Source organism: Helicobacter sp. MIT 05-5294 (assembly GCF_000765675.1).
Taxonomy (GTDB): domain Bacteria; phylum Campylobacterota; class Campylobacteria; order Campylobacterales; family Helicobacteraceae; genus Helicobacter_D.
Genome location: NZ_JRPA02000015.1, coordinates 1 through 17,027 on the forward strand (window position 1 = coordinate 1; position 17,027 = coordinate 17,027).

At 37.8% G+C, this 17,027-nt stretch carries 10 protein-coding genes; 7 read left to right on the forward strand and 3 right to left on the reverse strand.

The window, feature by feature from the left end:
• Nucleotides 1–391: 391 nt before the first annotated feature.
• Nucleotides 392–523, reverse strand: coding sequence for a hypothetical protein (locus LS69_RS11120; RefSeq protein ID WP_275050969.1), 132 nt, complete (start codon nt 521–523; stop codon nt 392–394).
• 19 nt (nt 524–542) lie between these two features.
• A complete protein-coding gene (locus tag LS69_RS07625) occupies nt 543–1,067 on the reverse strand; it encodes a type II toxin-antitoxin system antitoxin SocA domain-containing protein (protein ID WP_138123752.1) in 525 nt (174 codons plus the stop codon).
• A gap of 145 nt (nt 1,068–1,212) precedes the next feature.
• Between LS69_RS07625 and wecB the strand changes: the two genes are divergently transcribed.
• From wecB to LS69_RS07655, 6 genes are read left to right on the forward strand one after another with little or no spacing between them, the layout of a single operon-like run.
• Nucleotides 1,213–2,352: a UDP-N-acetylglucosamine 2-epimerase (non-hydrolyzing) gene (wecB, locus tag LS69_RS07630; protein ID WP_138123754.1), complete on the forward strand. Its 1,140-nt coding sequence runs from the start codon at nt 1,213–1,215 to the stop codon at nt 2,350–2,352.
• On the forward strand, nt 2,349–3,569 hold the full coding sequence (gene wecC / locus LS69_RS07635; protein ID WP_342747950.1) for a UDP-N-acetyl-D-mannosamine dehydrogenase: 1,221 nt from the start codon (nt 2,349–2,351) through the stop codon (nt 3,567–3,569). The genes wecB and wecC overlap by 4 nt, the downstream gene beginning before the upstream one ends.
• Nucleotides 3,569–8,014, forward strand: coding sequence for an FkbM family methyltransferase (locus tag LS69_RS07640; RefSeq protein ID WP_138123756.1), 4,446 nt, complete (start codon nt 3,569–3,571; stop codon nt 8,012–8,014). Before wecC ends, LS69_RS07640 begins: the two co-directional genes overlap by 1 nt.
• Nucleotides 8,007–8,717, forward strand: a complete 711-nt coding sequence (locus LS69_RS07645) for a DUF6270 domain-containing protein (RefSeq protein ID WP_138123758.1) — start codon at nt 8,007–8,009, stop codon at nt 8,715–8,717. The genes LS69_RS07640 and LS69_RS07645 overlap by 8 nt, the downstream gene beginning before the upstream one ends.
• Before the next feature lie 2 nt (nt 8,718–8,719).
• Nucleotides 8,720–10,693 (forward strand): hypothetical protein, encoded by a 1,974-nt coding sequence (locus LS69_RS10485; RefSeq protein WP_194145464.1) that lies wholly within the window; start codon nt 8,720–8,722, stop codon nt 10,691–10,693.
• Entirely contained in the window at nt 10,690–12,942 is a 2,253-nt protein-coding gene (locus tag LS69_RS07655) for a hypothetical protein (RefSeq protein ID WP_138123760.1), read from the forward strand. The genes LS69_RS10485 and LS69_RS07655 overlap by 4 nt, the downstream gene beginning before the upstream one ends.
• 630 nt (nt 12,943–13,572) lie before the next feature.
• Here the strand turns inward: LS69_RS07655 and LS69_RS10490 are convergent.
• Nucleotides 13,573–13,722: a hypothetical protein gene (locus LS69_RS10490; protein ID WP_194145465.1), complete on the reverse strand. Its 150-nt coding sequence runs from the start codon at nt 13,720–13,722 to the stop codon at nt 13,573–13,575.
• A 90-nt stretch (nt 13,723–13,812) separates the two neighbouring features.
• On the opposite strand from LS69_RS10490, the gene LS69_RS07660 reads away from it, so the two are divergent.
• Nucleotides 13,813–17,016 (forward strand): galactosyltransferase-related protein, encoded by a 3,204-nt coding sequence (locus LS69_RS07660; protein WP_138123761.1) that lies wholly within the window; start codon nt 13,813–13,815, stop codon nt 17,014–17,016.
• The last annotated feature ends 11 nt before the right edge of the window (nt 17,017–17,027 follow it).

The window sequence follows — 17,027 nt, forward strand, 5'->3', positions numbered from 1 at the left end:
TTGTTTTGTAGTTTTCTTAATTTTTTAGGACTTAATAGTTGCACAATAATAACCTCTTGAATGTTTATATAAGCTTGTATTGAAAATGAGACTTTTCAAACTTTTTAAATAATTTTCGCGGAAGTATAATCAAAAAAAAAAAAAACTAGCTTAAGAACCTAGCAAATTGGCGGGGTTTGCTAAAATATCTTTGGGATTTTGCATTTTGTTTTGTCTGGCAATGACGCATATGTAGCAATTGAGTGCAAAGCTACTCCATAATGATTGCCAAAACTTGTGATAATATTTCCTTATAGAAGCTTTTTGAATCCCGCTCACTTTTGCTTAGTTGGTGAAATTGTTTTAAAACTTCTTGATTGAAACTTTTAATGCAGTTTATGGCTTTTTGCATCTATTCATCGGTTGGCTTTTCGCTAAAAGATATTTCTTGCAAATTTAATTTCCTAATCTCGTCAGCGAAAGTCTTATAAATAAATTCTGCTAGATTCGGATATTTACTAGCAAAATATCTAATAATTTGCATATTAATATTTTCATTCATTCTAAAATAAATGCTCGTATTCTTGGGATTTAATTTCTATTTTTGTGTTTTTGTATTTTTCTTGCTGCAGTGTTAATCCATCAAGGTTTGAATCCATAGTCTTAAACAAATCTTCAAAATTATAAAGGCTAAAATCAAAATCTGCTTCAAAAGGCGTCATATTATAAATTTTTAAAGAATGGATATAATTTATTATTTTTTCAAAGAACTTTTCTTGGCTTTTATTATCAAATTTACTCAATCCATACTGCACCAAAATATCATCCACTTCATCTTTGACATATTTTGGAATGTCTATTTTGTTTGGGTTTTCTAGGGCTTGCGCTATGCTTTTGCTAAAAGGACCATATAAATAGCTTTGGAAAGTTATGCCTATGGATAATTTTTGGTATTTTTTGAAATGCTCCAATTCTAAAAGAAAAATGATTTTTTGATAGAGTCTAGCCCAAAGCTTATTATTGCTTTTCTCATTAAGATAAGCTACAACTTGATTCAATTTTATTTCAGAAGCACTATCTAGTGGCATTTTATTCCTTGAATAATAAAATATGTAACGATTTATAAAAAAAATAGCTTAAATGTCAAATCTTATACCACAAATACACCTAATATAAGCATTTCTGTATTGAAAAGTCTCATTTTCAATAGAAAGCAAAAAGGCGTTAGAGATTATGAAAAAAGTTTTATTTGTGTTTGGGACGCGTCCAGAAGCTATCAAAATGGCTCCTTTGGTGTATACCTTTTTGAAAGATGACGCGTTTGAGGTGAGGCTTTGCGTGAGTGCGCAACATCGTCAAATGCTAGACCAAACTTTAGAATTTTTTTCCCTAACGCCGGATTACGATTTGGATATTATGCAAGCCAATCAAGATTTATTTGACATCACTTCAAGGATTCTACTTGGTTTGCGTGAGATTCTACGCGAGTATAAGCCTGATATGATTTTCGTGCATGGCGATACGACTACTGCATTAAGTGCTTCTTTGGCAGGATTTTATGAGAGGATTCCTATCGCGCACATTGAAGCCGGGCTTAGGACGCGTCATCTTTATTCTCCATTTCCAGAAGAAGCGAATCGCCAGATGATTGATGTATTGGCGCAGTATTATTTCGCCCCGACAAAAACTTCAGCGGATAATCTCTCTTTAGAGGGCAAAAACCAAGCAAACATTTCTATTAGCGGAAATACCGTGATTGATGCGCTTTTTCTTGCGCTTGAACTTATTGAAAAGAATCCCAACCTAAAAGCAAAAATCAAACAAGACTTGTCCCTGCATTATCCTCTGAATGACAAAAGAAAATTTATCCTTGTAACAGGGCATAGAAGAGAAAATTTCGGTGAGGGATTCGTCAATATTTGTAAAGCCATTAGACAAATCGCGAGTGAAAATCCAAAAATTGATATTGTTTATCCTGTGCATTTAAATCCCAATGTGCAAGGCGTTGTGAAAAGTTCCCTTGCGGGTGTTTCTAATATATTTTTGATTCCGCCTCTAAACTATGAGCATTTTGTTTATTTGATGTCTTGTTCGCATTTGATTATGACGGATTCCGGCGGGATTCAAGAAGAAGCCCCATCGCTTGGGAAGCCCGTTTTGTTAATGCGAGACAATACAGAGCGACCCGAAGCTTTGGAGGCGGGGGTTGTGAAGCTAGTTGGCACGAATGTGGAGAGGATTGTTAGAGAGACCCAAAGCCTCTTGGACAATCCCGCGCACTATGAAGCAATGTCCAAAGCTATTAATCCCTATGGCGACAGCAAGTCTTGTCAGAAAATTTTAAATTTTATCAAACAAAGGAATCAAAGGTGAAAGTATGTATGATAGGACTTGGTTATATTGGGTTGCCTACTGCCGCTGTTCTTGCCAAAAACGGCGTAGAAGTCTTAGGGGTGGATATTAACCCTAGCGTTGTGGAGAGTATTAATCAAGGCAAAGTGCATATCGTAGAACCCGACCTTGATGCGTTGGTCGCAGATTGTGTCCAAAAGGGCAATCTCAAAGCAAGTTTAGAGCCACAACCCGCCGATGTTTTTATGATTTGTGTGCCAACGCCTTTTAAAGAAAATCACCAGCCCAACACGGATTATATACAACAAGCCACAAAAGCAATTGCGAAATACCTCCAAAAGGGCAATCTCGTGCTTTTAGAATCCACTTCGCCTGTTGGCACGACGATAAAAATCTCCCAATGGCTTGAAGAAGCAAGGCAAGATTTGCGATTCCCACATAATCATGAGAATCCCGATATTTTCATCGCCCATGTGCCAGAGAGAGTATTGCCGGGATTTATCATCAAAGAGCTTGTTCAAAACGACCGAATCATCGGCGGAATCACGCCCCAATGCACCCAAAAAGCCATAGAACTTTATCGTTTGTTTGTCCAAGGTAAATGTATCGCCACAGATTCAAAAACCGCTGAAATGTCAAAGCTCACAGAAAATGCTTTCCGCGATGTAAATATCGCTTTTGCTAACGAACTCTCCCTCATCTGTGAAAAGGCAGGAATTGATGTTTATTCGCTAATTTCCCTTGCCAATCATCACCCGCGCGTGAATATTTTAAAGCCCGGTTGTGGCGTGGGTGGGCATTGCATCGCCGTAGATCCTTGGTTTATCGTATCGGATTTTCCACAAGAATCCAAACTCATCAAAACCGCGCGAGAAGTCAATGACTACAAAACGCAATTTGTGCTTGAAAAAATTAGAAAAAAATCACAAGACAAGAATTATTCAAAAATCGCCCTTTTAGGACTTGCCTTTAAGCCTGATATTGACGATTTGCGAGAATCTCCCGCGATGAAAATCGCTCAAATGCTTATTTGCGATTCTAAAACAGAGTTTTTTATCGTAGAGCCACATATCCAAACTTTGCCCCAAAGCCTAGCCCAGCCAAACGCGAAGCTTTCTACCCTGCAAGTTGCCCTAGAAGAATCCCAACTAGTGATTATTTTGGTAGCGCACAAGGCGTTTTTGGATATTAAAACTTCCAAAGAAGTTTTGGATTTCGTCAATGTAAAAGGAAATTAATGGACGCCAAAGAGATTATAAGCCTTACTTTAGAAGCAGAAAATATTGACTATCAGCTTTATTTGCCAAACCACGATACGGATTATATCCAAAAAGAAATCGCAACTAAGAGAATCCCTTATGAATACCTAATGCTACAAGACTTACTAAGAAGAAGCAGTGAAGAAGACATCATCGTAGATATTGGTGCAAATATCGGCAATCACACCTTATTTCTTGCTGCGAATTCTCGCTTTGTTTATGCCTTTGAAGCGAATCCTATTTTGTTTGAAATTATGTCAAAAAGCATTGCAATCAATGGCTATGAAAATCGTGTGAAATTATATAACTTTGGCATTTCTAATGCTACTTGTAAGGCGAAATTTGCGACTTTAAACGAAGCAAATTTAGGCGGACAATCTTTGTGTATAGATGAGGGCGGAGAGATTCCTTGCGTGCCACTAGATTCTGTTAGTTTTCATAAAAAAGTCGGAATCCTCAAAATTGATGTAGAGGGTATGGAGATTGCGGTGCTAGAGGGTGCGAGGAAGACCATTATGCAACACCGCCCTTTACTCTACATAGAAGCCCTAAACCACCAAGAGTTTAAAGCCCAAAGTAGAATCCTATCGGATTTAAAATATGCTTATGTAGATACTTTTAATGCCTCACCAACACATCTTTTTGTCCCAGAAGAATCCATTAGCCAAAAAGAGATTTGCCAAAATATTTTCGCGCACCAAGTCTTGGAATCTTATCGGATAACGCAATCTCTAAACTATGCCAAAAAACTCCAAGAGACTCTCAATAAAAAGGATTCTACGCTCAACGCACTCATACAAAGAAACATAGAGCTAGAATCTAACTTGGAAAAAATGCGAGAGAATCTCTTAGGTATGCAGGAGCGCAATAGAATCTTAAAACAAGAGAGCGACAAATACAAAGCAAACTTTTTGGGAATGCAAGCAAGAAATGAAGCCATACAATATGAACTAAAATGTAAAGCACAAGAAGTCGAGCGCACCAAAAACACCTTATCTTTTAGAATCGGAAATCGCCTCATTCGCTCCACAAAATCCTTTAAAACCTTTATCACATTGCCTTATGGATTCTATAAAGACTATCAAGGCTTCAAAAAATCCAAGCACAAACTTGCCACACGCGAAATTCAAAGATTCACAAGAGTTAAAGGAAGAGAAGCACCACAAGTGGAGTTTGGCGGCACAAAGCCAAGTGAGCTAAAAATCGCTTGTATTATGGACGAATTTACCTATCATTGCTTCAAGGACGAATGCGCGTTATGCCAACTCACCTTTGAAAATTGGCGGGAGGAAATCGCCAACTTCAAGCCGGATTTACTCTTCATAGAATCCGCTTGGAAAGGCAAAAACGATTCGTGGTTTCAGAAGATTAGTAACTGCCATAGCGAGTTAGTCGCGCTAGTAGAATGGTGTCATACGCAAAAAATCGCGACGCTGTTTTGGAATAAAGAAGACCCTGTGAGTTTTGGTGTTTTTCTCCCTGTGGCGCAAATCGTGGATTTTGTTTTCACTACCGATATGGATTGTATTCCACAATACAAGCAAAGCGTGGGGCATGATAGGGTTTATTTGCTGCCCTTTGCCGCGCAACCCTCCGTGCACAATCCGATAGAAAAATACACACGCAAAGACGCCTTTAACTTCGCAGGTTCGTATTATGCGCGTTATAAAGAGCGACAAGCAAACTTCGCTTCGCTTATTGAAGCTGTTAAACAATTTAAAGTTGTAGAAATCTACGATAGAAACTATGAAAATCCAAATCCGCTTTATGCTTTCCCAGAAACCTATAAAGAAATGATTATTGGCAAACTCTATCCGCACGAGATAGACCAAGCCTACAAAGGCTACCGATTTGGGATTAATATGAATACTATCAAGCAATCCCAAAGTATGTTTGCAAGGCGCGTGTTTGAACTCCTTGCTTCCAATACACTTGTTGTTTCAAACTTCTCTAGGGGGCTTAGGACATTTTTTGGCGATTTGGTGGTTGCTTCTGATGAGCAATCCGAGCTGATGAAAATGCTAAAGCCCTATTGTGAAGATGAGATTCTTTATAAAAAGCTTAGATTGCTAGGGTTGCGCAAAGTAATGCAAGAACACACTTACACGCATAGGCTTTGCTACCTCATAGACAAGATTTTTCACAAGTCTTTCGCGCCTAAGCGTCCGCAAGTGCTTTTGGTTGGAGTTGCCAACACAAGCGAGGAATCCCAAGCGATATTAGAATCCTACACCAAGCAGACTTATACGCAGAAGCGTTTGTGTTTGATTGCGCCTCAAGAGATACAAGAATTAATCCAAAAAGAAGCGCAAAAAAATCAAGAGAGTGAAGATGTGCGTTATTTCGCCAACACACAGGAATTTTTAAGCTATTTAGAATCGCAAAATGCAAACGCAGAAGAAACTTTCATTGGTAAGCTCAACGCGCAGGATTATTATGGGGAGAATTATCTACTAGATTTGATGTTGGCGACTAATTATAGCAGTGCAAATGCCTTTGGCAAAGCGACTTACTATAAGGCAGAATCTAGCACAATCTTGCCTATAAACGCAGGGAAAGAATACCAAGAAGTAGAATCTTTAGCTTTAAATTGCGCGGTTGTGCGATTAGGAGCGTTAGAAAACGCTAAGTTGGAATCCCTTTTGGGTGGAGAGTCTTTAGAAGTAGAAAATATGCTAAGCCTTGATTGCTTTAACTACTGCAAAGGCGGAGTGAATGCAAATAAGCAAGATTTAGAAAAATATGTAGAGGATTTACGCCTTACAGACCAAGGAATCACGCTTGAAAAGCTAGAAAATCTAAGTGCGAGTTTCCACGCACAAGAGCAGAGAATCCTACAAAATGACGCACTTAAACAATTCAGTGGCGAAGAGTTTTATTCTCTCTTTGACGCACCGGCTTCTTCTAGGGTTTCCCTTAGTAGTGATAATGAGCAGATGTGCGTTAGCGCGACCCTAGCACATGGGCAGCATTCTTATTTTTATACCCAAAAAACATTCAGCAGAGAAGAGCTAAATCTCGTGGATAATAATCAAGTGTTTGTCTCTATGAGCGAAAATACATTAGAAGAAATCCGCGCTGTTTTTGAGTTTCAAGACAAAAAGGGAGAGAAAATTTCCCATAGTATTCATGGCATTAATAGTGTAAATTCCATTAATGTCATCGCGCTTTTGATACCAGAGGATTGCGCGTTTTTGCGATTGGGATTCAAAGTTGTGGGGAAAGGAGAAGCACGCATCGCGCAAATCGTGTTTGGAATGACGCAGAGCTTCCCTTATTGTTTCGCGGGTAAATCCAAAAAGCTTGTCTTAACCAAGCAATACCCAAGCTACCAAGATCTTTACAAATACGGCTTCTTGCACTCACGCCTTAGAGCCTACAAGCGAAGCGGAACGCTCGTAGATGTCTTTAGAATCAACAACAAGCCCGATATTCTCTACCGAGAGTTTGAAGGTATTGATGTTGCGTGTGGGGATAATCTCGTGCTAGAGCAAACCTTGCAAAGTGGGCAGTATGACCAAGTTTTAGTGCATTTGCTAGACCAAAATATGTGGAAAGTGCTAGAAAAATTTATCGACAAAATCAAAGTTACGGTATGGGTGCATAGCGCGGAGATTTCAGTATGGCAGAGACGCTCTTATGAGTTTGAGCGACTAAGTGAGAGTGAGATAGAGCGGCAGAAGAAGCTAAGCGATGCGCGTGTGAAGTTTTGGAATAAGATTCTTGTAAAAGAATCACACCCTAATTTGCATTTGGTGTTTGTTTCAGAACATTTAAAGAACGAATCTTTGGGTGATTTGGGGATTACTTTAGACCCTTCCAAATATTCTATCATTCATAATTTCATTGATTCGGGGATTTTTCCTTATCACGAAAAAAGTTTAGGGTTTGAGAAAAAAATTTTGAGCCTCCGGCCGTATCATTCGCGTAAGTACGCGAATGATACGGCAGTTAAGGCAGTGGAAATTTTATCTCAAAGAGGCTTTTTTGATGACTTGAAATTCCACTTTATAGGCGATGGGGACTTGTTTGATGCAATTACAGAACCGCTTAAGAAATTCCCCAATGTCCGCTTGGAGAAGAGATTCCTAATCCAAAGAGAAATTGCACAATACCACCGCGAATACGGCATATTCCTATGTCCTACGCGACACGATTCGCAGGGTGTCTCGCGCGATGAGGCGATGTCTAGCGGACTTGTGCCTATCACCACGAGTATTGCAGCGATTCCGGAGTTTGTCGATGAGCATTGTGGGATATTGATAGAGCCAGAAGACGCACAAGGCTTAGCAGACGCGATAGAATCTCTCTATAAAAACCCGCAAAGATTCTTAGAGTTGTCCAAAAATGCAAGTGAGCGTGTGAGAAAGCAAAGCAACTTCCAAAACACAATCCAAAAAGAATTGGAACTTATCAATGGCTAAACGAATCTTGATTCTAGGAAGTTGCGTCAGTCGTGATATTTTGAACTATGATAAAAACAAGTCTTTAGAACTTGTGAATTACTACGCGAGAAGCTCCCTAGCAAGTCTTATTAGCAAACCTTGCGTCAATCAAGAGATTTTGGGTGCGATTGATTCTAAATTCCAAAGAAGAATGGTAGAAAATGATATGAAAAAATCCTTTTGGACTGAAGTGAAGATTAAAAGTTTTGATGTGTTGTTATTGGATTTCATTGACGAGCGATTCCACCTTGTGTGCAATGCCGATGGAAGCTTCTGCACTTATTCTTCAGAATATAAACAGGCAATCCAAAACTTAGGGATTCCAACCCCAAAACTGCTAAATCAATATGGCAAAAAGAAGTTTGAACTATGGTGCAAGGGATTTGCGAAACTCATCACAATCCTAAAAGAATCCAACAAGCTAGAAAAACTCTATATCAATAAGGTTTTTTGGGTGAATAATCTCAAAACAATCTCCGATGAAGTGCTGCAAAATGCCAATGAATTTTTAAACAAAATGTATCAAAAAGCATCAGAATATATCGCAGCAAATCACCTCATCACTTATCCACAGGAATTGCTGTGGAGCGACCCCAGACATGTTTGGGGGGGGGGGGCATTTCATTATAATGAGAAATTATATGAGTATGGATTGGAGAAGATTGTGGGGATACAGGAGTGAGTATGAAAGATATTTTTAAGGATTGTGATAAAGAATTAATAGAAGCGACCGCGTTAAATACGAATGAAGCTTTTTATTTTGATGTCCCTAGAAGACTTTATGGTATTAGTTTGGAGTTGCAAGAAGAATGTGGAGTTTGGTGTGAATATTTGAGTCAAAATCAATGGCATAAAATCGCAAATCCTATTCTAGCAAATGGAAGTAAGTTTTTTAAGCCAATCAAAGATGTAGAAGCGGTAAAAATTTGTTCTAATGATAGAATTGGAATCACAAAAGTTGTATTTTATACGCTAAAGATTGCAGGGTTAATTATCGCAGGTAGATTTGATGGTTGTGGAGCTAGATTAATGCCATTTTTAAATGCTTTGTATCTTAGTTCTAAGTTCCCGCAATATCGCTTTGGCTTTGTGTGGGTTACGCGAGTGGATACAGCGAAATCTCAGGCAAGTAAGCAAGGCGTTCAAACAGAGGATATGGAGATTTGGCAAGAGGAAGAAGTCTTTAGCCAAAGATTTATAGAACAATATTCCTATACGAAATGTTTAGAAAAAAATGGTGGGAAAATGATTGGGAAATCTGAATTAGTGAATGAAGATTTCGCAGAAGAGTTTGGATTTTTTATTAACCATGATCCTAGATTAATACTTTCAGACATAGACAAAAACGCATTTAAAGAATATCCTCGAATGTTTGATTGTATAGAATGGAGTCCTAGACTGCAATCTGCCATACAAGAAGCCAACAAGAAAGCTCAAGAACTAGGTGAATTTGTGGTAGTGCATATTCGTTCGGGTGATATAGTTTTTGATGGATTGCAGAATGCAGTGCCAGCTGGGTGTGGGAAAGCTATGCCGATAGAAATAGCACAAGAATTAATAGAAATATCTATTAAAGCCAAAAAAGCAATTTGTATCACAGGAGATGATGTTTTAGAAGTTGAATTATTGAGGCAACACTATGCAAAAAAAGGACATATATTTACATTAAGAGACATTGCGCCTTGTGAATATCTCGAAATGGAAAGAATCTTATTTGATATTGTGTTTATGTCCAAAGCCACCGAAATATATTCAGGTGGTTCTTCTTTTGCTAAAGTGGCTGGATGGATAGGGCTTGGTAGGTATCCTAAAATGTATTATCCTTATTTTGGCGTTAAAAGGTGTTATGAAATTATCAATTCAAGAATCCTTTGTGATATAGAGGGAGTTCATTACTTGCAAAAGGTATATAGTGCATCAGCTGCATTTCTTTTTGGGCTTTCTTGTGGAGCAGAACCTTTAGCATTATTAAAACATATTGATATGGCGATAGCAAAAGGACCAGAAATTACTTGGACGCGTTTTGCAAAGCTTCTTTTGATGCCTTTTTTAGCACAAGGGGATAAAAAATGTCTTGTAGATTTTATTGTGCAATTCATAAAGTCTAAAGATACATTAAACATTCCAAAATCAACCCTATTGGTGCTACAAACCCCATATATGGAGAAGTATTGCGAGCTTCAAAAAGTCAATAATATCCCGCTAGATTCAAAATCTCTCATACTTGAACAGCTTCAAACCCAAAATATAGCATTCCAAAACAAAATCAAACAAATGGAATCTTTCATAGATTCTAAAACTAGAATCCACTCCCACTTAGCCTATAAACTAGGTTCTGCAATGATACTAAACTCTAAAAGTCTATGGGGATATATTAGAATGCCTTATGTGCTTAGCTATATCAAAGAATCCCATAGAGAAGAACAAAGAAAATATCAAGAAAAAGTAGCAAAGAATCCTAGCTTAAAACTCCCCAAACTAGAATCTTACCCAGACTACAAAGAAGCGATTAAAGAAAAACAATGCTTTACTTACAAATTAGGTGAAGCACTCATAAAAGCTAATAATGTGCGGGGGGGGGGGCGAATATTTGCTTATTTGCAATTCTTCAAAGAAGTGCGTGAGTTAAAAAGGGAGTTTAAGGAGAAGAGGAAATGATTTGGCAAGAAAAAGATTTAATGGATATTGCAAAAAATATCAAACCAATGCTTGATAGGAATAGCATATTTTTTGATTTGACAAGCATAGAATCCAATGGACACATACTAAACAAAGATAATGGATTGGTTGAGTGCATAAGAATCACAAGTAAGACACAAAAAATAATTCTAAATACGCTTACCATAGAGATTTCATCGGATAATTCGCATTATAAAAAGATAGATAAAAATAGACTAGAAATAGATAAACAAGGGAGATTGGAAGCTAATTTATGTGAAGAGTATGTGGTGCGATATATTAGAATCTTTGTAGGCGAAGATTTTATGGAATTCATAGGCGACCTTGAAGTAGAAGTGCTAAATAGAAAATTCCCTTGTTTGTTGGTAGCGGCAAGAAGTGATGGCTTTGGTGCTAGAATGCTTCCAATACTGAACGCGCTTTATTTGGCAGAAAAAACAGGGTTTAAGTTTGGATTTGTTTGGGAAACAAGTGATTATGACCAAATGAGCTTAAAAGATGTTGGAGGCAATAAATTAGAGGGGATTAGCGTAGGAACTGAAGATTTTATTTTTGATAAATCTTTTATAGAATCCTATAGCTATCTTGATAAGATAGCAGGAAATGCACTGACTGGCTTAGGGCTTAGTGGTGATTATACGATTGAGGAGTTATCGAAACGACCATTTGAAGAAAAATGGGGCTATTATGTGCAGTATTCTATTGCTGTTATGAAGTCAATCATAGGAGATGATGATTCTTATCTTAAAGAATATCCTAGACTTTTTAAAAAAATCAAATTTTCTAAAACAATCCAAAAAGTGATTGATGAAGCAAATTTTCAAGCAAAAAAATTATCCGAATTTGTCGCGATTCATATTCGCGCTGGAGATAGTATTTTTGATGCTAAAATTCAGCTACATGCTTATTGGAAAAAGGCAATGCCAGCTGAAATAGCTATGGAGATTATAGAGGAAGCTTTAAAGAGTGGCAAAAATATTTTATTGTTTGGAGATGATATTAGTGAAATCCAAGAGTTTAAAAAATATTATGGAGAGAAAATACACTTATCTAGTGAATTTGCAAGTCAAGAATTGTCCGGTGTTTTAAAATTGATTTTTGATATAATCCTTATGTCTAATGCTCAAGAAATTTATTCCGCTGGTAGTTCTTTTGGTAGAACTGCGGCACATATTGGGTTAGGCAGGTATCCAAAAATGTGGTATACTTACTATAATCATCAGCAGAAATACGAAATCATACAAAAAAATTTTGATAAGATTAACCAATATTTCAATTTACATCCAAATCAAAGAGCATATTCTCTGTTTGCTTTATGTTCCATTGCGACATTGCTAAGAAAGAATGGTAAAGAGTGGATAGGTTTTGCAAATCGTGCCATAGAGTATGATAAAAGCAATATTGCAACCTATATTCACCAATTTAATGCTTTGATTTTTTCAGCTAATTATAAAGATGCTGATTTAGTTTTACAAAATGAGATATTTATACGCAATGAAAAACTAGAGGGTTTATTAAAACGCATTATAAGGCTACAAAATGTATTAGAGTATAGATTTTTTGTGGGCTATATTTTTAAATTTGCTTCAATTCATTATCCTAATATATCCCTTTTAGCGGCTTATTTTTCTGCTACTGAACAAGACTTTGTTGCGGCTATGAAATATCTCAATAATTATGTAAGTAAGAATATGGATAATGATATACTAATGAAAATTCTAAAAATGGCTATGCCACAAATCATTAAACAACAGCCCTCGCGCCATTTTGATGCCAAATTAGCATTGCTAACCAAAGAAAACGATACAAAACAAAAGCGTATCAATGAGCTAGACAATGCCAAAACTAGAATCCACTCCCACTTAGCCTATAAACTAGGTTCTGCAATGATACTCAATGCAAGGAGCTTTTTGGGGTGGGTGCGAATGCCTTATGTGCTTAGCTATATCAAAGAATCCCATAGAGAAGAACAAAGAAAATACCAAGAAAGAGTAGCAAAGAATCCTAGCTTAAAACTCCCAAAACTAGAATCTTATCCAGACTACAAAGAAGCAATTAAAGAAAAACAATGCTTTACTTACAAATTAGGCGAAGCACTCATAAAAGCTAATAATGTGCGGGGGGGGGGGCGAATATTTGCTTATTTGCGATTCTTCCAAGAAGTGCGTGAGTTAAGAAAAGAGTTTAGGGGGAAAATTAAATCTCAAAATAAAGGAGAAAATAAATGAAAAAAATTGCACATTTAACCTTAAATCCACTGAAGTCACTTATACAAATTATACGCTTTGTATAAATGGTGTATAACTCATACAAAAAATCTTGAAAGTGCCTATTTTACGATATTTATTAATTATACAATAATTATACGCTTCAGAGAAAAGGGAGAGAAGAAAAAAGATTTGTATTTGCGATTATAAAAGTTTAGGAGATTGTTTAGAATTGTAGAGATACCACAGGTTAAACTCATCTTGGACCCAGCAAAAGCTGGGTTCAAGCTTACGCTAATAAGCCTTGACAGCAATTATACAAAGTAGTATAATCACAACCAAGATGAATTTTAGTAGCATCATCTTAGCTCCTTTTGGGGCATAGATTTTGCCACAGGGTAGAGAGCCTGTGGCAATTACCCTGCATAATTATACTTTAAACTTCCACAAACTACATTTAATGCTTTTACCAATAAAAAATATAAAATTATACAAATGTATAAATATTTATACGCCTTTGTATAATTTATTAAAAAAATCAAAAAATCTACAAAGTGCCTATTTTACGAGTATTTATACAAATTCCACCCCCTGCTATATATAAAAAAACAAGCATTTAAAAAGACAATTTTTAAAGACTTTAAAGCTTTTCTAAGATTCTATAATAAAAATTTTCAACCGCATTGCTAACAAAAAGATTCCGCATTTGCGATTCCATTTCGCGATTCTACTAACTGCAAACCCACGCCCAAACTTCAAAAGCGAGATTCTGCGATTCCATTCACGCCCAAGCAACAGCAATCCAACACTTCTTGCGAAAAAGCGATTTTATTGGTTTGTTATGATTTAAAGTTTATAATCTCTCTTCCAAAAACATTGAAAGGTAAAAGGTTGCTAAGTCTTATTGTCCCCGTATTTTATAAAAATCAGCATTCTTTTATTTACAAAAGAGCAGTGGAGCTGATAGAAAAATTTAAAAACAAAGAGGAATTTGAAGCGATTTTCGCTGATTGCAGCAGGGAATCGCTACTCCAAAGTGCAAGTAGCAATATCAAAATCCTGCATTTGCCTTTAAGCGGACAGATTTTCTCCCCTGCATACGCGAGAAACGAAGCCGCGCGGATTGCGACGCAAAAATATTTATTTTTTTACGATGTGGATATGGATTATTCTAGCAAGTTTGAATCGCTACTTTTACAAAAGATAGAATCCCAACTAGAAAGTGGCAAGGCGCGATTCCTTTCGCTTCCTTTTTTGTATCTCACGCAAAAGGGAACGGAATTTTACGCAAAAACAAAGGATTTAGAGTCTCTTAAAATCAGCTTTTTAAAGGGCGAAAATCATTGGGTAGAGAGTATTTCAGCAAACAGCTCGGCAATTGTGCTAGAGAGGCGATATTTTGAATCTTTAGGCGGTTTTAGAGAGGATTTTCTAGGGCATGGGGGAGAGGATTTTGAGTTTTTGCATCGCCTTGCAGCGTGGAACCCTCACAGCGAAAGACAAGAAGATTATTATATTGATGCGCGACACCAATTTTTAGGCGACGCGCAAGGCTTTAGGAAGTATTTTGCGTATTATTCCATTTCTTTGTTTTTTGAAGATTTGGTTTTGTTGCACCAATGGCATTCGCGCCCTTTGACCAACGCATTTTATTTCAGGCGCAAACCCAACGAATCGCTATTAAAGATAAAAATGCAAGAATTTGACGCACATAATTGCGGCAAGGTTTGGCAGTCTCCGCACTCCATGCAGCCTTTGCAATCCACGCAATCCCTGCAACCTTTGCAAGATTTTAGCGAATTTTTAACTGTGCTCATGGAATCGCATGGTTATGCAGTTGTGGATTATCCCGGATTTTTTCGGCTTGGCAAGGGCGTGAAGCCTCCCAAAAAACCTTTGGGCAACAAGATTCGCAAACTTCTCACGCGCCCTCAAGAATTTGTCAAAGATATGCCATTGTGGAAGCAAATTGTGCGATTAAGATTCCCGCAAATTTCACATTTTGTGTATCTTTGGGCGGTTTATGAAAGGTTGGGATTCCAAAAATCCTGCCCAAAAGAGCTAATCAAGGGCGATTTGCCATTAATCCCAAACAAATCAAGAATCCCAAAAGATTTTGTTTTTTATGGTTGGGGGCGCAAGAAATCCGGGCGCAATGCGATTTTTTTAGCGCAAAAATATCATTGTAAATATTGTCTGCTTGAAGATGGCTTTGTGCGCTCCTTTGGGTTGGGCGTTGAAGGTGCACGAAGCTTCTCACTCGTACAAGATGAGGTTGGAATCTATTATGACGCCACAAGTCCAAGTGCGTTAGAGAATCTCTTGCAAACTTATGATTTTAGCTCCAATCCCGCGCTATTAGCCGCGGCAAAAGAGGCAATAGGGTTGATTTTAAAATACAATATTTCCAAATACAACTGCGCCCAAGATGTCCCTCAAGGCTATTTTGACGAGGAGAATGACGCATCTAGTAGAGCAAAGCGGGTTTTGATTATCGCCCAAACAAGCGGGGATTCTAGTTTGATTTATGGTTATGGCGAGAAGTTTAGCACCAAAGAGATGATAGAATCCGCCCATAAAGAGAATCCGAGTGCAAAACTCTATCTCAAAATTCATCCTGATGTTTTGAATGGTAAGCGACAATCCGATATTCTCCCAAGTGAGATTCCGCCCTTTTGCGAAGTGATTTTGGAGGATTTTAATCCCATTTCGCTTTTAAAGCATTTTTCCAAAGTCTATACAAAAACTTCCCAAATGGGCTTTGAAGCCTTGCTTGTAGGCTGCGAGTGTGTGTGCTTTGGAATGCCCTTTTATGCGGGTTGGGGATTGACGCGTGATAAGCAAATCTGTGCAAGGCGAACCCGCAGATTAAGTTTGGAAGAAGTGTTTGCGGCGAGTTTCATACTCTATACACGATATTTCAATCCGCTTTATCAAAGAGAAAGTGATATTTTGGATACTTTGCGCACGATTGCGCACTTTAAGCCTTTTTATGTCAAAACCCCGCATAAAGCCTATTTGTTTGGATTTTCTTATTGGAAACATCATTTTATCAAGCCTTTTATGGCGAATTTTACTCCACAGAATCTTATTTTTATTAATCCTGTTGGCAAAAGCCCATTGGAACTTGCGCTAGAAAAAGGCTTGGATAAGAGAAGCGAAATTTTTATTTGGGGGAGAAAAAACTTTTTAGAAGTGGAATCTTATGCCAAAGAAAATGGATTGAAAATTACGCGCGTAGAAGATGGCTTTATCCGCTCACTTTCGCTTGGTTCAGACCTTACGCGTCCTTTTTCGCTTGTATTTGATGATTTAGGAATCTACTTTGACCCCACGCGTCCTAGCCGATTGGAGCATATTTTGCAACACGCGCAATTTTCGCAAGAATTATTGCAAGAAGCGCGGAATCTCAAGGAACAAATCCTAAAAAGTAAGATTAGCAAATACAATATCAATGCGCACAAGAAGCTTGAATTGCCACAAAATAAGCGGACGATTCTTGTAATTGGGCAAGTTGAGGACGACGCTTCTATCCTCTATGGTGCGCCTATGCAAACGAATCTTTCATTGCTGCAACAAGTCAAAAAAGAAAACCCCCAAAGCTATATTCTCTACAAACCGCACCCTGATGTGCTAAGTGGGAATCGTGCGGGGAAGATTCCGCAACAAGTTGCATTAGAATATTGCGAAGAAATCTTAGAAAGCGTGAGTCTCGCCTCTGCCATAGAAGCTGTAGATGAGGTGCATACTCTCACTTCGCTTAGCGGGTTTGAAGCTTTGCTGTATGGCAAAAAAGTAGTTACTTATGGAATGCCCTTTTATGCGGGTTGGGGATTGACGATTGACAAGCAAGTTTGCACGAGGCGAACCCGCAAACTAAGCCTAGAGGAATTGTTTTGTGGTGCTTACCTCCTTTATCCGCGCTATCTTCACCCCGATACTTTGGAGTTTTGCACACCCAATGCGTTAGTGGTGGCACTTGAAACAAAGCGCAAAAGATTGCAAGAGGATAGATTTTATGCTTTTAGGGTGCAGTGCTATTCTTGGTTTTCAAGAAAGATTCAGAAGTTATTTGTGTGGTTTAAGAAGCGATAGGGGGTTGCGCT

Excerpts from the sequence above, each read along its gene's own strand:
- LS69_RS11120 (WP_275050969.1), bottom strand. The coding sequence starts at position 523 with ATGCAAATTATTAGATATTTTGCTAGTAAATATCCGAATCTAGCAGAA.
- LS69_RS07625 (WP_138123752.1), bottom strand. The coding sequence starts at position 1,067 with ATGCCACTAGATAGTGCTTCTGAAATAAAATTGAATCAAGTTGTAGCT.
- wecB (WP_138123754.1), top strand. The coding sequence starts at position 1,213 with ATGAAAAAAGTTTTATTTGTGTTTGGGACGCGTCCAGAAGCTATCAAA.
- LS69_RS07640 (WP_138123756.1), top strand. The coding sequence starts at position 3,569 with ATGGACGCCAAAGAGATTATAAGCCTTACTTTAGAAGCAGAAAATATT.
- LS69_RS07645 (WP_138123758.1), top strand. The coding sequence starts at position 8,007 with ATGGCTAAACGAATCTTGATTCTAGGAAGTTGCGTCAGTCGTGATATT.
- LS69_RS10485 (WP_194145464.1), top strand. The coding sequence starts at position 8,720 with ATGAAAGATATTTTTAAGGATTGTGATAAAGAATTAATAGAAGCGACC.
- LS69_RS07655 (WP_138123760.1), top strand. The coding sequence starts at position 10,690 with ATGATTTGGCAAGAAAAAGATTTAATGGATATTGCAAAAAATATCAAA.